Raw genomic sequence first — 19,367 nt, 5'->3', positions numbered from 1 at the left:
CGGGCCATGAGCAGTGAACCGCCCCCCGGCTCCGGCCAGCAGCCGCCGGATGACGACCCGTTCAGGAAACAGCCCCCGCCGGCCGAGGGCTCGGGATCGCCGTACAGCGCACCGCCCCCGCCCTACGGGGACGCCCCCGGCGGCGACCCGTACGGCGGCGGCTCCTACCCCACCGACCCGCTGTCCGGCATGCCGCCGCTGGCGCCCAGCGGCCGACGCACGCTGGCCCGCATCATCGACATGATCCTGGTGGCCATCGTCGTCGGGCTGGTCACCTGGGGCTTCGGGGTGAACGAGTACGACGTGAACGGCGACAACGTGCAGTACGGCAAGTCGCTCGCGCAGTCACTCGTCGCCGCGGTGCTCTACATCGCCTACGACACCATCATGATCACCCGGTCCGGGCAGACCCTCGGCAAGAAGTGGCTCGGCATGCGGGTGGCCAACCTCGACAACGGCTCCACACCCTCCGCACAGACCACGCTGATCCGCTCGGCGGTGCTGTGGATCCCCTTCGCCTTCTGCTGCGCCTGCATCTGGACCGCCATCTCGGGCGGCTGGAGCTACTTCGACAAGCCCTACAAACAGGGCCTGCACGACAAGGCGGCGAAGACGGTGGTGGTCAGCGCGGGCTGACTCCGACGGCGGGTTCCGTGGGCTGTCTTCGTCACCGGCCCGGCCGGGCCGGTGACGGCGGGGCCCGAGGCGCGTCCCCGGGACCGGTGCGGCGGTCTTGGGGGGCCGTGTGCCTACGGCGGGCCCGGGCGCATGGCTCTGTGCGGTCGGAGCCCTGGCCGCCTGGGCGAACCCGGGACCGCGCAGGCGCCCGGCTCGGCGAACGTGGTGCTCGGGCGGTGGTCTTGGGGCTTGCGGCGCCGTGGTGGGCCTGGGCTCGTTGGCTTGGTGAGCGCGTGGGTCGGTGTGGCCGGGGCTGTGACGGCGGGGCTTGAGGCGCGTCCCTGGGACCGGTGCGGCGATGCCGAGCCGTCGGCAGCCGAGCGAAGGCGACGGCCGGCCCGGCGAACGTGGTGCGGCCGCGGTGGTCTTGGGGCTCGTGGTGCCGCGGTGGGCCCGGACTCTTCGGCCCGCGGAGCGCATGGGTCGACGCGGTCGGACCCGTGACGGCGTCCTCGGGACCGGCCCGGCCGGGAGTGCCGAGCCGTCGGCAACCATGTGGCGAACGCGACGGCCGCCTTGGCGTGCCCCGGCGAACCCGGGGACGATCCGGAGTATCCGGTACGGGCTCCTCGGCCTGGGCGCGAACCCGGCGGTGCGAACCCGACGGGTGCCCCGACGAACCCGGGACGACCCACAGCCCCCGCCTAAGCGAACGCAGTGCTCACGCGGCGGTCTTGGAGTGGGTGGCCGCGGCCGGGACGGGCTCCTCCGCGCGGCGTTCGACGGGCCTGCTCAGCGCGACGACGCGGGACTTCGGTTGCGGCACCGTCATGGCGACCAGCAGGCCGAGGACGAGCGCCGAGACCGCGATGACCGCGGTCCCCACGGCCGAACTCGTCTGTGACAGCAGCAGCATGGCGAGCGTCGAGAAGATGACGGTGATCGAACCGTAGGCGATCTGTGCGGCGGTCGGACGAGGCATGGCAATCGTGTCCTCGGAATCGGGGGTCCACGGGGGACGTCGGCCTGGCATTCCGCCGACATCCGGGCGTTCCGCCAATCGACTCTAATCGCCTGTGTGCCCGACTGGAACGAACAGTAAGCGTGACCTAACCAACAGTGCCGGAGCACAGGGGGCGCACGGAGTCATGACATCCATCAAGTGGACGGTCGTGCGCGCCTGTCGTGTTGCCGTCACGTGTCCGCAATGCGAACACCGGCTCCTAATAATGCAATTGACGGGTCCAAGTCAAGATCTGTCTTTTCTCCCCAACCTTTAGTCAAATACCGGTCACTTGCCTGATAGGGGAGAGGTACAAGTGACGGACAGATCCTGGACGTTCAGGACGGCAGCGACGGTCGTGGCGATAGCCGCGGCCTCGGCCACGTTCTCCACGTTCGCCGTGGCGCAGGCCGCGGACAGCTCCACGAAGACTTCCGCGGCCGACCGGCGCGACCCGCAGCCGGCCAAGGCCAGGGAGCACGACTTCGACGGCCCGCTGACCAAGACCCAGCAGGCGCAGCGAAAGGAGGCGCTCGACCAGGTCATATCCGGGGACGCGGCGGTCAAGAACCGCAACGGCTCCCAGGTGGTCGAGCTCAAGAGCCGCAAGGGCGACAGCAAGTACGTCGAACTCGGCCGCGAGAAGACCGACAAGATCTTCACGATCCTCGTGGAGTTCGGCGACCAGGTCGACCCCCGCTACGGCGGCACGGCCGGCCCGCTGCACAACAAGATCGCCCAGCCGGACCGCAAGCAGAACAACAGCACGGCCTGGCAGGCGGACTACAACCAGGCGCACTTCCGGGACCTCTACTTCGGCACCGGCAAGAAGACCGAGTCGCTGAAGAAGTACTACGAGAAGCAGTCCTCGGGCCGCTACTCGGTCGACGGCGAGGTCACCGACTGGGTCAAGGTCCCCTACAACGAGGCCCGTTACGGCTCCAACAAGGCCTCCACCGGCGCCTGGTACGCGGTCCAGGACGGCGTCAACGCCTGGGTCGCCCAGCGCGAGGCGGCCGGCGACACCGCCGCCGAGATCAAGGCGGAACTGGCCGAGTTCGACCAGTGGGACCGCTACGACTTCGACGGCGACGGCAACTTCAACGAGCCCGACGGCTACATCGACCACTTCCAGATCGTGCACGCCGGCGAGGACGAGTCCGCGGGCGGCGGCGCCCAGGGCGAGGACGCGATCTGGGCGCACCGCTGGTACGCCTTCGGCACCGACGCCGGTTCCACCGGCCCGGACACCAACAAGCTCGGCGGCACCCAGATCGGCGACACCGGCGTCTGGGTCGGCGACTACACCATCCAGCCGGAGAACGGCGGCCTGGGCGTCTTCGCCCACGAGTACGGCCACGACCTCGGCCTGCCCGACGAGTACGACACCTCGGGCGGGGGCGAGAACTCCACCGGCTTCTGGACCCTGATGTCCTCCGGCTCCTGGCTCGGCACCGGCAAGGACTCCATCGGCGACCTGCCCGGCGACATGAACGCCTGGGACAAGCTCCAACTGGGCTGGCTCGACTACGACGTGGCCACGGCAGGCAAGCGCTCCAGCCACAAGCTGGGCGTCGCGGAGTACAACACCAAGAACCCGCAGGCGCTCGTCGTCCAGCTGCCGAGGAAGAAGGTCACCACCCCGGTGGTCACCCCGGCGCAGGGCGCGACCCAGTGGTGGAGCGGCAGTGGCAACGATCTGCGCAACACCCTGACCCGCCCGGTCGACCTGACCGGCAAGTCCTCGGCGGCGCTGACCCTCGACGCCTGGTGGGACACCGAGCAGGACTACGACTACGTCTACGCCGAGGTCTCCACCGACGCCGGCGCCAACTGGACGCCGATCGACGGCACTCTGGCCGACGGCACCGCGATCCCGCGTGACGGCAGCGGCAAGCCCGCACTCACCGGCACGGTCGAGGCGTACCAGAAGTTGACCTTCCCGCTGAACGCCTACGCGGGCCAGAAGATCCAGCTGCGCTTCCGCTACCAGACCGATGGCGGAGTCGCCCAGAAGGGCTTCGCGGCCGACGAGATCACGGTGACCGCCGACGGCGCACCCCTGTTCTCCGACAACGCCGAGACGGCGGACGCCGCCTGGACCGCGAACGGCTTCTCGCGCATAGGCGCCTCCATCACGGACGACTACGCGCAGTACTACCTCGCCGAGAACCGCCAATACGTGTCGTACGACAAGGTGTTGAAGGTCGGCCCGTACAACTACGGCTTCTCGAAGACCCGTCCGGACTGGGTGGAGCACTACGCCTACCAGAACGGCCTGTTGATCTGGAAGTGGGACACCTCCCAGGCGGACGACAACACCAGCCAGCACCCGGGCGAGGGTCTGATCCTCCCGGTCGACTCCCACCCGACCGCGCTGAAGTGGTCCGACGGCACGCTGATGCGCAACCGCATCCAGGCCTACGACTCCACCTTCAGCTGGTACCCGACGGACTCGATCACGCTGCACAACGCCGACGTCCCGACGAAGATCAAGTCCAAGCCGGGCGTCCCGGTCTTCGACGACGGCACGTCGAGCTACTACGACCCGACGAACCCGCTCGCCGGCGTCAACATCACTGACACCGACACCCGGATCAAGATCGTCAAGGAGCCCCTGAACGGCTCGACGATCACGCTCCAGGTCGGACCTTCGGCCAAGAAGAAGTAAAGCCGCAGGTCAGAAGCGTATCGGCGGCAACCCCTGGCGGGTTGCCGCCGATCGTGTTTAGGTGCGTCCTGTGGCTTCCTTATTGACACCGACGCTCACGGGGATGTGACGCATGGCCGCAGGAGGTTTCTGCAAGTTGCCGAACGGCAGGGTGGTGGTGGCGCTGAACCTGCCCCGCCCGCCCGCCGACGGCTACGGCAGCGTGCGGGTACTGGTCCACGCCCAGAACCGGGCGCGCGCCCTGACCAGGCTGCGCAACCTGGGGCTACGGGCGGTGTACCTGCGCGGCAACGGCGCGCCCCCGACCCCCGACGAGATCACGGCCGTACTCCACCACCCGGACGGGCTGATATGGCGTACGGCCCCTGACAACGCTGTCGCGGGCGGGCCTGAGCTGGCGCAGGAGCTGTGGCATCCGATCAGGTCACTGTTCAGGACCCCGGCGGCGTCGGCCTGAGCACCGCCCACCGCCCTAGACGACCGGCTTCCCGGACAGCTCCACGCCCGCCTCCCGCAGCTCCTCGATCGCCCGCTCGGTCGTCGCCTCGGCGACCCCGGCGGTGAGGTCGAGGAGGACCTGCGTGCGGAAGCCCTCCCGGGCCGCGTCCAGCGCGGTGGCCCGTACGCAGTGGTCCGTGGCGATCCCGACCACGTCCACCTCCGTCACCTCCCGCGCCCGCAGCCAGTCGCCCAGCGTCACGCCGTTCTCGTCGGCGCCCTCGAACCCGCTGTACGCCGCCGCGTACGCCCCCTTGTCGAAGACCGCGTCGATCGCCCCGGAGGCGACGGCCGGCGCGAAGTTCGGGTGGAACCCCACGCCCTCGGTCCCGGCGACGCAGTGCGCGGGCCAGGAGTGCACGAAGTCGGGGTTGTCGGCGAAGTGGCCGCCGGGGGCGATGTGGTGGTCGCGGGTGGCCACCACGTGCTGGTAGCCGGAGCCCGCCGCCTGCCCGATCAGCTCGGTGACGGCGGCGGCCACATCGGCGCCTCCGGCCACCGCGAGGCTGCCTCCCTCGCAGAAGTCGTTCTGCACGTCGACGACGATCAAGGCGCGGCGCATGGTGGGTGTCCTTCGACTAAGAGTGAACTTACGAGCCTAGAGACTTCGGGGACCGTGCGGGAGGGGGCAGGGGCGGGCGCGTTCGGGGCGACAGCCCCTAGCTACCCGTGCGCCCGTTGACGTACTCCGTCGGAATGACCGGCTCCCCGCGCGAGAGCTGGGTCGCCGACAGCGGCAGATTGGCCCGGGCGGCGGCATGCCGGTCCCGTACGACGTCCAGCGGCTCGCGGGCGACGACCTCGCCGCCCTTGACCAGCTCCACCAGCAGCTGCCGGTCCGTGAGCCCCGCCGGGACCGGCCCGGTGCCCACCACCTCGGCCTCCGCGAACCCCTCCGCGTCCAGCCGCCGGGCCGCCCACTTGCGGCCGCCGACCGAGGTCTTGCCCCCGGACGACTTCTTCGCGACCGGGATCAGCGGCGCCTTCGGGTCGTCGGACTCGGCCCGCGCGACCAGCTTGTAGACCATCGAGGCGGTCGGGTGCCCGGACCCCGTCACCAGCTGGGTGCCGACGCCGTACGCGTCCACCGGGGCCGCGGCCAGCGACGCGATGGCGTACTCGTCGAGGTCGGAGGTGACGATGATCCGCGTCCCCTTGGCGCCCAGCTCGTCGAGCTGCTGCCGCACCCGGTGGGCGACCAGCAGCAGGTCGCCGGAGTCGATGCGCACGGCCCCCAGCTCGGGCCCGGCGACCTCGACGGCCGTACGGACGGCCTCGGTGACGTCGTAGGTGTCCACCAGCAGGGTCGTGCCCCGGCCCAGTGACTCCACCTGGGCCTGGAAGGCGTCCCGCTCCTGGTCGTGCAGGAGGGTGAAGGCGTGGGCGGAGGTGCCCACCGTCGGGATGCCGTAGCGGAAACCGGCCGCGAGGTCGGAGGTGGTGGCGAAGCCGCCGACGTAGGCGGCGCGGGCGGCGGCCACGGCGGACAGCTCGTGGGTGCGGCGGGCGCCCATCTCGATGAGCGGCCGGTCGCCCGCGGCCGAGGACATCCGGGAGGCGGCCGCGGCTATCGCGGAGTCGTGGTTGAGGATCGACAGGATCACGGTCTCCAGGAGCACGCACTCGGCGAAGGAGCCCTCCACCCGCATGATCGGCGAGCCCGGGAAGTAGACCTCGCCCTCCGGGTAGCCCCAGATGTCGCCGCCGAAGCGGTAGGAGGCGAGCCAGTCCAGGGTCTCCTCGTCGACGATGGAGCGCTCGCGCAGGAAGGTGAGGACGTTCCCGTCGAAGCGGAAGTTCTCCACCGCGTCCAGGACCCGGCCGGTGCCCGCGACGACGCCGTAGCGCCGCCCTTCCGGCAGCCGCCGGGTGAAGACCTCGAACACGCTGCGCCGTTCGGCGGTACCCGCCTTCAGGGCGGCCTGCAGCATGGTCAGCTCGTACTGGTCCGTGAAGAGCGCCGTCGAGGGAACGTCCACCGGCAGCCCAAGGTCCGCTGTGTTCATAACAACGGATGCTACCCCACTTCGCGTCAGTGTGACGATTTGTGGAGCGCGTGGCAGCATGGGCCGTGTGACGTCACCCGCTCCCGTAGAGATCGAACGCACCGAGTCGGCGGAGGAGGTCTTCGCCGTACCCGAGCCGGACGTCCCCTGGGTCACGATCGTCCACAACGACCCGGTCAACCTCATGAGCTACGTGACCTACGTCTTCCAGACGTACTTCGGCTACTCGAAGGACAAGGCCACCAAGCTGATGCTCGACGTCCACCACAAGGGCCGGGCGGTCGTCTCCAGCGGATCCCGCGAGGAGATGGAACGCGACGTGCAGGCCATGCACGGCTACGGTCTGTGGGCCACGCTCCAGCAGGACCGGAAATGACCCGACCCCGCCCGCAGGACCGGAAGTAGCGACAATCCCTGATGCCCGGAACCTTCGAACCGCTCCCCGGCGGCGGCGCGGCCGTCGCCCTCGACGACGTCGAGATCTCCATCATCCGGTCGCTGGCCGTCCAGCTCCTGGAACTCATCGGCCCGGGACCCGCCGAGGACGCCTCCGACGACCCGCTCGCCGAGCTCTTCGCGGACGGCCCGAGCGAGCCGCCGTCCGACCCGGTGCTCAAGCGGCTCTTCCCGGACGCCTACAGCGACCCCGAGGGCACTCCCCAGGCCGAGCAGGCCGAGGAGCAGCGGGCGTACTCCTCGGAGTTCCGCCGCTACACCGAGAACGACCTGCGCACCGGCAAGCGCGAGAACGCCCTCGCGGTGGTCCGCTCCCTTGACGCGCTGCACTCCGGCGGCGACGGCGGGGCGGTCCTCAAGCTGTCGACGGCCGAGTCCCAGCAGTGGCTCGGCGCCCTCAACGACCTGCGGCTCGCGATCGGCTCCCGCCTCGACATCACCGACGAGGAGGACACCGACCTCCTCTACCGGCTCCCGGACGAGGACCCCCGTAAGCCGATGGTGATGGCGTACCTGTGGCTCGGCGGCCTCCAGGAGACCCTCGTGACCACCCTTATGCCGTGAGATGTGACGGTTCTGTGTTCGCTCAGAGGACGCTCAAATCCGGATAACGATCACGTCACCGCACTGACGGCATTCGCGTGTTCCGGGCGCCCTTTGTCCCCTTCTTCCTGTGACCTGTGCCATATCCGGCACGGGTGATCAATGCTGCGGCCGTGATAAATCTTCACGACCGCCCGGCGAACACCACCCGTATGTTCGGCCGGGTGCGCCACCGAGCCGGTAACCGCCGGCCAGGCACGACTCCATCAATCCGGGGGGATCGAAACCGATCCGAGGCCGACGAGAGGCCCGGTTCGGCATGGAGAAAGGCGCACCACACACATGACCTCCGCTCAGGTCGAAGACAAAGGCTCAGGCTCGGAGAAGGCCCCGAACGCGTCCGAAGAGGGGTACGAGCGCGGACTCGGCAGCCGCCAGGTCCAGATGATCGCGATCGGCGGCGCCATCGGCGTCGGCCTCTTCCTCAACGCCGGCGCGAACATCGCCAAGGCCGGTCCGAGCCTCATCCTGATGTACGCCGTCGCCGGCGTGATCATCTTCTTCATCATGCGGGCCCTCGGCGAGCTGCTGCTCTACCGCCCGGTCTCCGGATCCTTCGCGGAGTACTCCCGCGAGTTCCTCGGCCCGTTCTTCGGCTACTTCACCGGCTGGACGTACTGGCTCCTGTGGGTCGTCACCGGAATGGCGGAACTCACCGCCGCCGCGATCTACGTCAACTACTGGTTCCCCGCCGTCCCCCGGTGGGTGACTGCCCTGGTCTTCCTGGTCGTCCTGTTCGTGGCCAACCTGATCTCGGTGAAGCTGTTCGGCGAGATCGAGTTCTGGTTCTCGATGATCAAGGTCACCGCCCTCATCGGCATGATCGTGATCGGCCTCGGCGTCCTCACCTTCGGCTTCAGCGCGGCCGGCGACACCGCCGCGGTCTCCAACCTGTGGGCCTTCGACGGCTTCTTCCCCAAGGGTGTCGGCTCGTCCCTGATGACCCTCCAGGGCGTGATGTTCGCCTACCTCGCCGTCGAGCTCGTCGGCGTCACCGCCGGTGAGTCCGAGAACCCCGAGAAGACCCTCCCCAAGGCGATCAACACCCTGCCCTGGCGCATCGGCCTCTTCTACGTCGGTGCCCTCACCGTCATCCTGTGCGTGGTGAAGTGGACCGAGTTCGCGGCGGGCGTCAGCCCCTTCGTGAAGGCCTTCGCCGTGATCGGCATCCCGGCGGGCGCCGGCATCGTGAACTTCGTCGTCCTCACCGCGGCCCTGTCCTCCTGCAACTCCGGCATGTACTCCACGGGCCGCATGCTGCGCACCCTCGCCGACAGCGGAGAGGCCCCGCAGGCCTTCAACAAGCTCTCGGTGACGCGCACGCCGGCACTGGCCATCACCGTCTCCGTGCTCTTCATGGGCATCGGCGTGCTGCTGAACTACGTGGTGCCGGAGAAGGCCTTCGGATACGTCGTCTCGGTCGCGACCGCGGCGGGCATCTGGACCTGGCTGATGATCCTGGTCAGCCATGTGCGCTACCGCCGCGAGGTCGTGGCGGGCCGCCTGCCCGCCTCCTCGTTCCCGGCACCGGGCGGCTCGGTCGGCAGCTGGATCGCGATCGTGTTCCTGCTCTTCGTGACCGGCCTGATCGCGTACGACGCCGACTCGCGCGTGTGTCTGTACGTCATGGCCGGATGGGCCGCCGCGCTGGGCATCGGCTGGGCCGTCCTGAAGACCCGCAACCCGGAGATCGCGGACCGGCGCGACCCCGAGTTCGAGAAGGTCTGAAGCCGGTAAGTCCGGCATGTGGGCCGTCCCGTACCGATCCCCGGTACGGGACGGCCCTCTGCTTATCCTTTCGGCATGCTGACCATCACCCAGGCCCTCGTCGACCAGATCGTCGCGCACGCGCGCAAGGACCACCCCGACGAGGCGTGCGGAGTCGTCGCGGGGCCGGCCGGGTCGGACCGCCCCGAGCGCTTCATCCCCATGCTCAACGCCGCCATGTCGCCCACGTTCTACGAGTTCGACTCCGGCGACCTGCTCAAGCTGTACCGCGAGATGGACGACCGCGACGAGGAGCCGGTGGTCATCTACCACTCCCACACCGCGACCGAGGCCTACCCGTCCCGCACGGACATCTCCTACGCCAACGAGCCCGGCGCCCACTACGTCCTCGTCTCCACCGCCGACACCGACGGCCTGGGCGACTTCCAGTTCCGCTCCTACCGGATCGTCGACGGCGAGGTCACCGAGGAGGACGTGAAGATCGTCGCGGCGTACTAGGCTCGCGGATACGGACCGACTTCCCGTACTGGAGAAGGTGTTGACACCGCACACGCACGGACGACGGCCCACCCTTGAGGATGTCGCACGACGTTCGGGGGTGTCGAGGTCCACGGTGTCACGGGTGATCAACGACGAGCCGAGAGTGAGCGCGGAGGTCGTCGAACAGGTCCGCCGGGTCATCGCCGAACTCGGCTACGTGCCCAACCAGGCCGCCCGCCAACTCGTCACCCGCCGCACCGGCGCCGTCGCCGTGGTCGCCAGCCAGCCGCAGAACCGGCTCTTCCTCGACCCGTTCTTCGACTGCCTGCTGCGCGGAGTCCGCCGCGAACTCGCCGGGCACGGCGCCCAGGCCGTCCTGCTGTTCCTGGACGACCCCGACGACCACACCCGCGTCGCCGACTACCTCGGCGGCGGCCATGTCGACGGCGCCGTGCTGTTCTCCCTGCGCCCCGGCGACCGGCTCCACGAGATGGCCGACCGGCTCGACATCCCGGTCGTCTTCGGCGGCCGCCCCCTGCCGCGCGACGGCGACACCGTGCGCCCCCACGCCTACGTCGACGGAGACAACCGCGGGGGAGCCCGGCAGGCCGTCCAGCACCTCGTCTCCCTGGGCCGCACGAGGATCGCGACCGTCACCGGGCCCTACGACCAGGAGGACTCCGCCGCCGAACGGCTCGCCGGCTACCGGGACGTCCTCCCGGACGCCCCGACCGAGCTGACCGAGCGCGCCGACTACACCGAGCAGGGCGGCGCCGAGGCCATGGCCGCCCTCCTCGACCGGAGCCCCGGCCTGGACGCCGTCTTCGTCGCCTCCGACCTCATGGCCGCGGGCGCGCTGCGCACCCTGCGCGAGTGCGGCCGCCGGGTCCCCGAGGACGTCGCGATCGTCGGCTTCGACGACCTGACCGAGATCAGCGAGGCGACGGACCCGCAGCTGACCACCGTGCACCAGGACGTGGAGCGGATGGGACGGCTCATGGCCCGCCTCCTCTTCGACCGGCCCGCACCGCCGCCCTCGGTGGTCGTGCCGACCCGACTGGTGGTCAGGGCCTCCGCCTGAGCTGCCGTATCTCAGCGAGCGGGCGGATTCCGTCCGCATGGTGGGATCACACTCCGGGACCCGGACCGGGAATCGATACGATGACCCCATGGTTTCTTACGACGTGAGCGAGAAGACGCCGGGCACCCTGCTCGTGGCGCGGCTGCACGTCGACCTGTGCAGGCTCGCCAGCGCCATCTGTTGACGCTGCCCCCTGCCGCCGTACGGCCGTGGGCCGGTGGGGGTACCGCCCGCGCGAGCGAAGCCGAGCGTGGGGGAGCCTCACACGCACGACCTGCTGTATCAGCGCTGCCGCGCGCCACCGACCAGACACCATCCGACAGGAGCCCTGAGCCATGGCCATCGAGGTCCGCATCCCGACCATCCTCCGCACCTACACCGACGGCCAGAAGGCGGTGGAGGGCAACGGGAACACCCTCGCCGAGCTCTTCGCCGACCTCGAGACCCGGCATGCGGGCGTCCAGGCCCGCATCGTGGATGGTGGTGAGCTGCGCCGCTTCGTCAACGTCTACCTCAACGACGAGGACGTCCGCTTCCTCGACGGCATCAACACCAAGCTCACCGACGGCGACAACGTCACGATCCTGCCGGCCGTGGCCGGCGGCATGGCCTGATCGTCGTGCGTTACGACTCCCCGCTGGCCGCGGTGGGCAACACCCCTCTGGTGCGCCTGCCGCGGCTCTCGCCGTCCGCCGACGTCCGCATCTGGGCGAAGCTGGAGGACCGCAACCCGACCGGCTCGGTCAAGGACCGCCCCGCCCTGCACATGATCGAGCAGGCGGAGAAGGACGGCCGCCTGACCCCGGGCTGCACCATCCTGGAGCCCACCTCCGGCAACACCGGCATCTCCCTGGCCATGGCGGCCAAGCTCAAGGGCTACCGCATGGTCTGCGTGATGCCCGAGAACACCTCCCAGGAGCGCCGCGAGCTGCTCGGGATGTGGGGCGCCGAGATCATCCCGTCCCCCGCCGCGGGCGGCTCCAACACCGCCGTACGGGTCGCCAAGGAGCTCTCCGCCGAGCACCCCGACTGGGTGATGCTCTACCAGTACGGCAACCCCGACAACGCGGGCGCGCACTACGCGACCACCGGCCCGGAGATCCTCGCCGACCTTCCCTCGGTCACCCACTTCGTCGCGGGCCTCGGCACCACCGGCACCCTGATGGGCGTCGGCCGCTACCTGCGCGAGCACAAGCCGGACGTGAAGATCGTCGCCGCCGAACCCCGCTACGACGACCTGGTGTACGGGCTCAGGAACCTGGACGAGGGCTTCGTACCGGAGCTGTACGACGCCTCGGTGCTGACCACCCGCTTCTCCGTCGGCTCCGCGGACGCGGTCACCCGCACCCGCGAGCTCCTCCAGCAGGAGGGCATCTTCGCGGGCGTCTCCACCGGCGCCGCCCTGCACGCGGCGATCGGCGTCGGCAACAAGGCGCTGAAGGCGGGGGAGTCCGCCGACATCGCGTTCGTCGTGGCCGACGGCGGCTGGAAGTACCTCTCGACGGGCGTCTACACCGCGGCGACCACGGAGGAAGCGATCGAGACGCTGCAGGGCCAGCTCTGGGCGTGAGGTTCCGCGCCTCGTTCCACGCCTTGTGCTACGTCGCCAGGTGACGGACCTGATCCCACAGGACCGGGTCCACCACCCCCGCCTTGCGCCGGAAGTCCCCCACCGGCACCTGCCGCAGCTCGTCCGTCTCCAGGAAGCTCGCGCGCCCTTGAGCGTCGCCCACCGAGCCCGGAGGCAGCGGGATCACCCCGGCCCGCTCGTCGTGGTACTTACTGGTGATCTTCGCGACCGTGACCCGCCGGCCGTGTACCGCCAGCACGAGACACGGCCGGTCCTTGGCTCCCGGCCCGTCCTCGTAGGGCACCACCGCCCACCAGATCTCCGCAGGCTGCGGCCGCCCGTCCGTCGTACGCCCGGACGGCCCAGTCGTACGGTCCGCGCGTCCCCGGGGCCGACGCCCCCGCCCCCACCCGTCCACAAGCGTGGCGACCAGCGCGAGCAGCACCACCGCAGCGAGCGCGAGCCACCAGGACATGTCCATGAGGACGACGTTACCCGGCGCGCGATCTACCCCGCGCGCCCTCTGCGGAACCCATGATCCCTCTCTCACTCCTCACACGCCCTTGGTCCAGCCGAACCGGTGACACCACAGGTGAGTTCGCCCACAACAGCCCTTGGTGGAGGAGCGACCGGAGGTTTTGCGCCTTACGCTCGACGAACCGCACGACCCCCGTCTCTTTCCCAGAAAAGTTCCCGCCAGCGGAGGTTTCTTTTTTATGAAGCTCACCGTCGTCGGCTGCTCGGGGTCGTTCCCGTCCGCGGAATCGGCCTGCTCGAGCTACCTCGTCGAGGCCGACGGCTTCCGGCTGCTTCTCGACATGGGCAACGGTGCCCTTGGCGAGCTGCAGCGCCACTGCGGTCTCTACGACCTCGACGCGATCTTCCTCAGCCATCTGCACGCCGACCACTGCATCGACATGTGCGCGTACTTCGTCGCGCGCTACTACCGCCACGACGGCGGCCGCTGCGACCCCATCCCGGTCTACGGCCCCGAAGGCACCGAACACCGTCTGACCACGGCCTACGCCGACACCCCCACCGCCTCCTCCATGAGCGAGGTCTTCGACTTCCACACGGTCAAGCCGTCCACCTTCGACATCGGCCCCTTCACGGTCCACACGGAGCGAGTGGCGCACCCGGTGGAGGCGTACGGCATCCGCGTCGAGCACGGCGGGAAGTCCCTGACGTACTCCGGCGACACGGGTCTCAGCCCCGCCCTGACCGAACTCGCGCGCGACACCGACCTGTTCCTGTGCGAGGCCGCCTTCACGCACGGCAAGGAGAACATCCCCGACCTGCACCTCAACGGCCGCGAGGCGGGTGAGACCGCGACCCGGGCAGGCGCCCGCCGCCTGGTCCTCACCCACATTCCCCCGTGGACCGACCCCCAGGTCAACCTCGCCGACGCGCGCGCGGTCTTCGACGGCACGGTGTCCCTGGCGGCGCCGAGGCAGTCGTACGAGATCTAGCCCCTACGACATGGCAGAGGCCCCCGGAGCGGTTCAGGGCTCCGGGGGCCTCGGCGTGCGTCAGCGGGTTCTCACGCCTTGGTGAGGTCCTCGATCTCCTCCTCGGGCTCGCGGCCCGGGGTGGGGAGGTTGAACTTGACGATGGCGAAGCGGAAGACGGCGTAGTAGATGGCGCCGAAGACCAGGCCGATCGGGATGATCAGCCAGGGCTTCGTGGCCAGGTTCCAGTTCAGCCCGTAGTCGATGACGCCCGCGGAGAAGGTGAAGCCCGCGTGGACGCCCAGTGCCCAGGTCACCGCCATGGAGACGGCGGTCAGGACCGCGTGGATCGCGTAGAGCACCGGCGCGATGAACATGAACGAGAACTCGATCGGCTCGGTCACACCCGTCACGAAGGAGGTCAGCGCGAGCGAGATCATCATGCCCATCACGGCCTTGCGGCGCTCGGGGCGGGCGGAGTGGGCGATCGCGATCGCGGCGGCCGGCAGACCGAACATCATGATCGGGAAGAAGCCCGCCATGAACTGACCGGCTGTCGGGTCACCGGCGAAGAAGCGGGTCAGGTCGCCGTGGACGACGGCGCCCGTGGCGTCCTTGAAGTCGCCGATCTGGAACCAGGCGACGGAGTTCACGAACTGGTGCATGCCGATGGGGATCAGCGCGCGGTTGATCAGACCGAACAGTCCCGCACCGAAGGCGCCGAGTCCGGTCATCCACTCACCGAAGTTGGAGATCACCTCACCGATCGGCTCCCAGACGAGACCGAAGAAGACGCCCATCAGGGTGCCGACGAAGGCCATGATGATCGGCACCAGGCGGCGGCCGTTGAAGAAGCCGAGCCAGTCCACCAGCTTGGTGCGGTGGAAGCGCTGCCACAGCACGGCCGACAGCAGACCCATGATGATGCCGCCGAGGACACCGGGGTTGTTGTAGGTCGCGGCTATGTCCGCACCGGCCTGGACCTTCGCCTCGGTCACCGGGAAGGCCTTCAGCACGTTGCTGTAGACCAGGAAGCCGACCACGGCGGCCAGCGCGGTGGAGCCGTCGGACTTCTTGGCGAAGCCGATGGCGACACCGATACAGAACAGCAGCGGCAGGTTGTCGAAGATGGCGCCACCGGCGGTGGCGAACACGGACGCGACCTTGTCCCAGCCGAAGCCGTCCTTGCCGAACACATCGGGCTGGCCGAAACGGAGCAGGATCCCCGCCGCCGGCAACACGGCGATCGGGAGCTGCAGGCTTCGGCCGACCTTCTGCAGGCCCTGAATAAGACCGGCTCCCCGCTTCTTGGCGGGGGCCGCCGTCGTCTCGGTGGCGGTGCTCATAACGCTTCCTCCATCGGGTGGTGGTCTACACCACTCAGTGGTGTAGACCTGTTGTACACGATGGGGGCGTTATAAGGAACCCGTCAGTTCTGCAACCGGAGGACTACATTTTGGTGACGTCCTCGACCTCCTCCTCCGGCTCCCTGCCCGGCGTCTTCAGGTCGAACCGCGTGATCGCGAACCGGAAGATCACGTAGTAGACGGCCGCGAAACACAGGCCGATCGGGATGATCGCCCACGGCTTCGTCGCCAGATTCCAGTTGATGACGTAGTCGATGAGACCGGCCGAGAAGCTGAAGCCGTCGTGCACCCCGAGACCCCACGTCACCGCCATCGACACCCCCGTCAGCACCGCGTGCACCACATACAGCAGCGGCGCGATGAACAGGAACGAGTACTCGATCGGCTCGGTGATGCCCGTCACAAAGGAGGTCAGGGCCACCGAGAGCATCAGACCGGCGATCTCCTTGCGCCGGGCCGGCTTCGCGCAGTGCGTGATCGCCAGCGCCGCCGCCGGCAGCGCGAACATCATGATCGGGAAGAACCCCGAGGTGAACTGCCCCGCGTTCGGATCACCCGCCAGGAACATGTTGATGTCACCGTGCACTTCGGTACCGTCCGGCTTGGTGTACGTCCCGAACTGGAACCAGATGGGCACGTTCAGGAACTGGTGCAGCCCGATCACCAGCAACGCCCGGTTCGCCACACCGAACAGCCCCGAACCCCACGCCCCCGCGCCCTTCAGCCAGTCGCTGAAGCTCTCCAGACCGTCACCGATCGGCGGCCACACCCACAGACACAGCGCGGCGAACGCGATCGCCACGAACGCCATGATGATCGGCACCAGCCGCCGCCCGTTGAAGAAACCGAGCCAGTCCACCAGCTTCGTGCGGTGGTACCGCTGCCAGAAGAACGCCGTCAGCAGCCCCATCACGATGCCGCCGAACACCCCCGGGTTCTGATAGGTGAACGCCACCACCGTCTGGTCCACCGTCGCCTGGCACCCGATGCCCTGCACGGCCTTCGCCCCGCTCGGACAGTCCTCCGGAAACTGCCTCAACACCGAGAAGTAGACGAGGAATCCGGCGACCGCCGCCAGCGCCGTCGACCCGTCCGACTTCTTCGCCATCCCGATCGACACACCCACGCAGAACAGCAACGGCAGCCCCAACTGACCGTCGAGCAGCGCCCCGCCCGCACCCGCCATCACCTTGGAGACGTTCGTCCACCCCAGCCCGTCGTCCCCGAACACGTCCGGCTGGCCGAGCCGGTTGAGGATGCCCGCGGCCGGCAGCACGGCGATGGGCAACTGAAGACTGCGGCCCATCTTCTGCAGTCCCCGGAACGCCGACTGCCAGCGCCTGCGTGCGGGTGAGATCTCCGTTTCCGAACTCATCAGTTGGCGACCGCCTGTCGGGTGGTGTAGACCAGTCACGGACGATTGGTCGCTGTGCCGTCATCTTTCGGTACGAACAGCGCGATCGCCCGCGAAGCTGGGCCACCTGTGCATGAGGAGAACGACATGGCCACCAAGGCAGAGAAGATCGTCGCCGGGCTCGGCGGCATCGGCAACATCGACGAGATCGAGGGCTGCATCACGCGCCTGCGGACCGAGGTCCACGACGCGGCCCTCGTCGACGAAGCCGCCCTCAAGGCCGCCGGCGCCCACGGCGTCGTCAAGATGGGCACCGCGATCCAGGTCGTCATCGGCACCGACGCCGACCCGATCGCCGCCGAGATCGAGGACATGATGTGAGCTGAGGGCGCCGAACGCCCACCCGGGAGGCCGATAGGCTCGACGCCATGTCTCGAATCGACGGCCGCACCCCCGAACAACTCCGCCCGGTCACCATCGAACGCGGCTGGAGCAAGCACGCCGAGGGCTCCGTCCTCGTCTCCTTCGGCGACACGAAGGTCCTCTGCACCGCCTCCGTCACCGAAGGCGTCCCCCGCTGGCGCAAGGGCAGCGGCGAGGGCTGGGTGACCGCCGAGTACTCCATGCTGCCCCGCGCCACCAACACCCGCGGCGACCGCGAGTCCGTCCGCGGCAAGATCGGCGGCCGCACGCACGAGATCAGCCGCCTCATCGGCCGCTCCCTGCGCGCGGTCATCGACTACAAGGCGCTCGGCGAGAACACCATCGTCCTCGACTGCGACGTCCTCCAGGCCGACGGCGGCACCCGCACGGCCGCCATCACCGGCGCCTACGTCGCCCTGGCCGACGCCGTCGCCTGGGCCCAGGGCAAGAAGCTGATCAAGGCCGGCCGCCGCCCGCTGACCGGAACCGTGAGCGCGGTCTCCGTCGGCATCGTCGGCGGCGTACCTCTCCTCGACCTCTGCTACGAGGAGGACGTCCGCGCCGAGACCGACATGAACGTCGTCTGCACCGGCGACGGCCGCTTCGTCGAGGTCCAGGGCACCGCCGAGGCCGAGCCCTTCGCCCGCGACGAGCTCAACTCCCTCCTCGACCTCGCGGTCCTGGGCTGCTCGGAACTCACCGCCGTGCAGAGCAAGGCGCTCGACACAGTCCTCGAAAGGTAAAGGGACCGCCAAGAACGGTGGCCGGCGCGCGCAACCCGCCCCGCCGTCCCGGCGTCTTCGGGAGTACGGGCGCCCGCTGTGCACAACGGGCGCCCGGCCAGTCAACGGGGGCCTCCCGAGGCCTGCCACAGGGAGGAACAGATCCATGGCCGCGAGCCGACGCCGCCGCAGTCGCCGTATCACCATCGCCGCCGCGGTGGCCGCCGTAGCACTCACGGCCGGCCTCACCACCGGCTGCGACGCCGTCAGCAAGGCCCTGGACTGCGTCCAGACCGCCGAGGCCGTCGCCGACAGCGTCACGGACCTCCAGCAGGCCGTGGAGAACGCGTCGAACGACCCGACCCAGATCGACGAGTCCCTCGCCGCCATCGACCAGAACCTCGACGAGATCGGCGACAAGACGGACAACGCCGACGTCAACAAGGCGGTCGACGACCTCAGCACGGCCGTGACCAATGTCCGCACGGCCGTCAAGAACGGCGACGAGACCCCGGACCTGAGCCCCGTCACCGACGCGGCCGGCGAACTGACCAAGGTCTGCACGCCGTAATACTGGTGGGCATGACCCGCCTGATCCTCGCCACCCGCAACGCCGGCAAAATCACCGAGCTCCACGCGATCCTCGCCGACGCAGGTCTGCCCTTCGACCTCGTCGGCGCGGACGCGTACCCCGAGATCCCCGACGTCAAGGAAACCGGCGTCACCTTCGCCGAGAACGCCCTGCTCAAGGCCCACGCGTTGGCCCAGGCCACGGGCCTGCCCGCCGTCGCCGACGACTCGGGCCTCTGCGTGGACGTCCTCAACGGCGCCCCGGGCATCTTCTCGGCCCGCTGGTCGGGGAGGCACGGAGACGACCGCGCGAACCTGGAGTTGCTGCTGGCCCAGCTCTCGGACATCGCCGACGAACACCGGGGCGCCCACTTCGCCTGCGCGGCGGCCCTGGCCCTGCCGGACGGCACGGAGCGGGTGGTCGAGGGCCGACTGAAGGGCACCCTCCGCCACACCCCCGTCGGCACGAACGGCTTCGGCTACGACCCGATCCTCCAGCCGCACGGCGAGACACGGACGTGCGCCGAGATGTCGGCAGAGGAGAAGAACGCGATCAGCCACCGGGGGGAGGCGTTTCGGGCGCTGGTGCCGGTGGTGCGGGAGTTGTTGGGCTGAGGAGGCCAGAGGGGCCGTCCCGCAGGACGGCCCCTCTGGTTCGTGCGGCCGGTGGGACTCGAACCCACACGGGTGTTAACCCACTGGGACCTAAACCCAGCATGACTGCCAAATTCCATCACGGCCGCTCAAAAACGGTCATCAAGCTTGACCG

General features: G+C 69.2%; 22 protein-coding genes and 1 tRNA gene. 16 read left to right on the top strand and 7 right to left on the bottom strand.

Annotated features, from left to right (window positions below; all coding sequences use genetic code 11):
- Nucleotides 1–6: 6 nt before the first annotated feature.
- Nucleotides 7–636 carry an RDD family protein gene (locus H293_RS0128270; protein ID WP_020121189.1) on the top strand — a complete coding sequence of 210 codons (630 nt, stop codon included), beginning with the start codon at nt 7–9 and terminating at the stop codon, nt 634–636.
- 703 nt (nt 637–1,339) lie between these two features.
- Here the strand turns inward: H293_RS0128270 and H293_RS0128265 are convergent.
- The gene (locus H293_RS0128265) at nt 1,340–1,600 is read right to left on the bottom strand and encodes a hypothetical protein (protein ID WP_020121188.1); all 261 of its coding nucleotides are present in this window, start codon (nt 1,598–1,600) and stop codon (nt 1,340–1,342) included.
- A 337-nt stretch (nt 1,601–1,937) separates the two neighbouring features.
- On the opposite strand from H293_RS0128265, the gene H293_RS0128260 reads away from it, so the two are divergent.
- On the top strand, nt 1,938–4,292 hold the full coding sequence (locus H293_RS0128260) for an immune inhibitor A domain-containing protein (RefSeq protein WP_020121187.1): 2,355 nt from the start codon (nt 1,938–1,940) through the stop codon (nt 4,290–4,292).
- Between the two features lie 112 nt (nt 4,293–4,404).
- Nucleotides 4,405–4,749 (top strand): hypothetical protein, encoded by a 345-nt coding sequence (locus tag H293_RS0128255; protein ID WP_028808266.1) that lies wholly within the window; start codon nt 4,405–4,407, stop codon nt 4,747–4,749.
- Between the two features lie 15 nt (nt 4,750–4,764).
- Here the strand turns inward: H293_RS0128255 and H293_RS0128250 are convergent, their stop codons facing one another.
- Nucleotides 4,765–5,352: an isochorismatase family protein gene (locus H293_RS0128250; protein ID WP_020121185.1), complete on the bottom strand. Its 588-nt coding sequence runs from the start codon at nt 5,350–5,352 to the stop codon at nt 4,765–4,767.
- 97 nt (nt 5,353–5,449) lie between these two features.
- A complete protein-coding gene (locus H293_RS0128245) occupies nt 5,450–6,796 on the bottom strand; it encodes a nicotinate phosphoribosyltransferase (RefSeq protein ID WP_020121184.1) in 1,347 nt (448 codons plus the stop codon).
- A gap of 58 nt (nt 6,797–6,854) precedes the next feature.
- Between H293_RS0128245 and clpS the strand changes: the two genes are divergently transcribed.
- From clpS to H293_RS0128205, 8 genes are all read left to right on the top strand, one after another.
- Entirely contained in the window at nt 6,855–7,172 is a 318-nt protein-coding gene (clpS, locus tag H293_RS0128240; protein ID WP_007382360.1) for an ATP-dependent Clp protease adapter ClpS, read from the top strand.
- Between the two features lie 41 nt (nt 7,173–7,213).
- Nucleotides 7,214–7,816 (top strand): DUF2017 domain-containing protein, encoded by a 603-nt coding sequence (locus H293_RS0128235; protein WP_020121183.1) that lies wholly within the window; start codon nt 7,214–7,216, stop codon nt 7,814–7,816.
- 321 nt (nt 7,817–8,137) lie between these two features.
- Nucleotides 8,138–9,583, top strand: a complete 1,446-nt coding sequence (locus H293_RS0128230) for an amino acid permease (protein ID WP_020121182.1) — start codon at nt 8,138–8,140, stop codon at nt 9,581–9,583.
- 75 nt (nt 9,584–9,658) lie between these two features.
- On the top strand, nt 9,659–10,081 hold the full coding sequence (locus tag H293_RS0128225) for a M67 family metallopeptidase (protein WP_007382357.1): 423 nt from the start codon (nt 9,659–9,661) through the stop codon (nt 10,079–10,081).
- 40 nt (nt 10,082–10,121) lie between these two features.
- The gene (locus H293_RS0128220) at nt 10,122–11,144 is read left to right on the top strand and encodes a LacI family DNA-binding transcriptional regulator (RefSeq protein ID WP_028808265.1); all 1,023 of its coding nucleotides are present in this window, start codon (nt 10,122–10,124) and stop codon (nt 11,142–11,144) included.
- Between the two features lie 88 nt (nt 11,145–11,232).
- The gene (locus H293_RS61455) at nt 11,233–11,328 is read left to right on the top strand and encodes a putative leader peptide (protein ID WP_020121180.1); all 96 of its coding nucleotides are present in this window, start codon (nt 11,233–11,235) and stop codon (nt 11,326–11,328) included.
- A gap of 151 nt (nt 11,329–11,479) precedes the next feature.
- Nucleotides 11,480–11,758, top strand: a complete 279-nt coding sequence (locus H293_RS0128210) for a MoaD/ThiS family protein (protein ID WP_007382355.1) — start codon at nt 11,480–11,482, stop codon at nt 11,756–11,758.
- Between the two features lie 5 nt (nt 11,759–11,763).
- Nucleotides 11,764–12,714, top strand: a complete 951-nt coding sequence (locus tag H293_RS0128205; RefSeq protein WP_020121179.1) for a PLP-dependent cysteine synthase family protein — start codon at nt 11,764–11,766, stop codon at nt 12,712–12,714.
- Between the two features lie 28 nt (nt 12,715–12,742).
- Here the strand turns inward: H293_RS0128205 and H293_RS0128200 are convergent, their stop codons facing one another.
- Nucleotides 12,743–13,195 (bottom strand): type II toxin-antitoxin system PemK/MazF family toxin, encoded by a 453-nt coding sequence (locus H293_RS0128200; protein WP_020121178.1) that lies wholly within the window; start codon nt 13,193–13,195, stop codon nt 12,743–12,745.
- 235 nt (nt 13,196–13,430) lie between these two features.
- On the opposite strand from H293_RS0128200, the gene H293_RS0128195 reads away from it, so the two are divergent.
- The gene (locus tag H293_RS0128195; protein ID WP_020121177.1) at nt 13,431–14,183 is read left to right on the top strand and encodes an MBL fold metallo-hydrolase; all 753 of its coding nucleotides are present in this window, start codon (nt 13,431–13,433) and stop codon (nt 14,181–14,183) included.
- Nucleotides 14,184–14,254: 71 nt separating this feature from the next.
- Here the strand turns inward: H293_RS0128195 and H293_RS0128190 are convergent, their stop codons facing one another.
- Both H293_RS0128190 and H293_RS0128185 read right to left on the bottom strand, forming a co-directional pair.
- A complete protein-coding gene (locus tag H293_RS0128190) occupies nt 14,255–15,508 on the bottom strand; it encodes a PTS transporter subunit EIIC (RefSeq protein ID WP_020121176.1) in 1,254 nt (417 codons plus the stop codon).
- Nucleotides 15,509–15,611: 103 nt separating this feature from the next.
- Nucleotides 15,612–16,904, bottom strand: a complete 1,293-nt coding sequence (locus tag H293_RS0128185; protein WP_020121175.1) for a PTS transporter subunit EIIC — start codon at nt 16,902–16,904, stop codon at nt 15,612–15,614.
- Between the two features lie 126 nt (nt 16,905–17,030).
- On the opposite strand from H293_RS0128185, the gene H293_RS0128180 reads away from it, so the two are divergent.
- From H293_RS0128180 to rdgB, 4 genes are all read left to right on the top strand, one after another.
- On the top strand, nt 17,031–17,264 hold the full coding sequence (locus H293_RS0128180) for a PTS sugar transporter subunit IIB (RefSeq protein ID WP_007382349.1): 234 nt from the start codon (nt 17,031–17,033) through the stop codon (nt 17,262–17,264).
- A gap of 47 nt (nt 17,265–17,311) precedes the next feature.
- Complete coding sequence (rph, locus tag H293_RS0128175) at nt 17,312–18,049, top strand: ribonuclease PH (protein ID WP_020121174.1); 738 nt, start codon at nt 17,312–17,314, stop codon at nt 18,047–18,049.
- Nucleotides 18,050–18,194: 145 nt separating this feature from the next.
- The gene (locus H293_RS0128170) at nt 18,195–18,599 is read left to right on the top strand and encodes a hypothetical protein (RefSeq protein WP_020121173.1); all 405 of its coding nucleotides are present in this window, start codon (nt 18,195–18,197) and stop codon (nt 18,597–18,599) included.
- Between the two features lie 11 nt (nt 18,600–18,610).
- Nucleotides 18,611–19,213: an RdgB/HAM1 family non-canonical purine NTP pyrophosphatase gene (gene rdgB / locus H293_RS0128165; protein WP_020121172.1), complete on the top strand. Its 603-nt coding sequence runs from the start codon at nt 18,611–18,613 to the stop codon at nt 19,211–19,213.
- 43 nt (nt 19,214–19,256) lie between these two features.
- Here the strand turns inward: rdgB and H293_RS0128160 are convergent.
- Nucleotides 19,257–19,341: transfer RNA gene (locus H293_RS0128160), tRNA-Leu, on the bottom strand.
- Nucleotides 19,342–19,367: the final 26 nt, after the last annotated feature.

The sequence above is a fragment of the Streptomyces canus 299MFChir4.1 genome (assembly GCF_000383615.1).
Classification (GTDB): domain Bacteria; phylum Actinomycetota; class Actinomycetes; order Streptomycetales; family Streptomycetaceae; genus Streptomyces; species Streptomyces canus_C.
Note: the sequence above shows the minus strand (reverse complement) of the source record. Positions and strands in the feature narration are given on the sequence as shown.

What these genes read in the sequence shown, in the direction of transcription:
- H293_RS0128225 (WP_007382357.1), top strand. Translation starts at nt 9,659, where the DNA reads ATGCTGACCATCACCCAGGCCCTCGTCGACCAGATCGTCGCGCACGCG.
- H293_RS0128180 (WP_007382349.1), top strand. Translation starts at nt 17,031, where the DNA reads ATGGCCACCAAGGCAGAGAAGATCGTCGCCGGGCTCGGCGGCATCGGC.
- H293_RS0128170 (WP_020121173.1), top strand. Translation starts at nt 18,195, where the DNA reads ATGGCCGCGAGCCGACGCCGCCGCAGTCGCCGTATCACCATCGCCGCC.
- rph (WP_020121174.1), top strand. Translation starts at nt 17,312, where the DNA reads ATGTCTCGAATCGACGGCCGCACCCCCGAACAACTCCGCCCGGTCACC.
- H293_RS0128235 (WP_020121183.1), top strand. Translation starts at nt 7,214, where the DNA reads ATGCCCGGAACCTTCGAACCGCTCCCCGGCGGCGGCGCGGCCGTCGCC.
- H293_RS0128265 (WP_020121188.1), bottom strand. Translation starts at nt 1,600, where the DNA reads ATGCCTCGTCCGACCGCCGCACAGATCGCCTACGGTTCGATCACCGTC.
- H293_RS0128255 (WP_028808266.1), top strand. Translation starts at nt 4,405, where the DNA reads ATGGCCGCAGGAGGTTTCTGCAAGTTGCCGAACGGCAGGGTGGTGGTG.
- H293_RS0128250 (WP_020121185.1), bottom strand. Translation starts at nt 5,352, where the DNA reads ATGCGCCGCGCCTTGATCGTCGTCGACGTGCAGAACGACTTCTGCGAG.
- H293_RS0128270 (WP_020121189.1), top strand. Translation starts at nt 7, where the DNA reads ATGAGCAGTGAACCGCCCCCCGGCTCCGGCCAGCAGCCGCCGGATGAC.
- rdgB (WP_020121172.1), top strand. Translation starts at nt 18,611, where the DNA reads ATGACCCGCCTGATCCTCGCCACCCGCAACGCCGGCAAAATCACCGAG.
- H293_RS61455 (WP_020121180.1), top strand. Translation starts at nt 11,233, where the DNA reads ATGGTTTCTTACGACGTGAGCGAGAAGACGCCGGGCACCCTGCTCGTG.
- H293_RS0128230 (WP_020121182.1), top strand. Translation starts at nt 8,138, where the DNA reads ATGACCTCCGCTCAGGTCGAAGACAAAGGCTCAGGCTCGGAGAAGGCC.
- H293_RS0128185 (WP_020121175.1), bottom strand. Translation starts at nt 16,904, where the DNA reads ATGAGTTCGGAAACGGAGATCTCACCCGCACGCAGGCGCTGGCAGTCG.
- clpS (WP_007382360.1), top strand. Translation starts at nt 6,855, where the DNA reads ATGGGCCGTGTGACGTCACCCGCTCCCGTAGAGATCGAACGCACCGAG.
- H293_RS0128200 (WP_020121178.1), bottom strand. Translation starts at nt 13,195, where the DNA reads ATGGACATGTCCTGGTGGCTCGCGCTCGCTGCGGTGGTGCTGCTCGCG.
- H293_RS0128195 (WP_020121177.1), top strand. Translation starts at nt 13,431, where the DNA reads ATGAAGCTCACCGTCGTCGGCTGCTCGGGGTCGTTCCCGTCCGCGGAA.
- H293_RS0128245 (WP_020121184.1), bottom strand. Translation starts at nt 6,796, where the DNA reads ATGAACACAGCGGACCTTGGGCTGCCGGTGGACGTTCCCTCGACGGCG.
- H293_RS0128190 (WP_020121176.1), bottom strand. Translation starts at nt 15,508, where the DNA reads ATGAGCACCGCCACCGAGACGACGGCGGCCCCCGCCAAGAAGCGGGGA.
- H293_RS0128210 (WP_007382355.1), top strand. Translation starts at nt 11,480, where the DNA reads ATGGCCATCGAGGTCCGCATCCCGACCATCCTCCGCACCTACACCGAC.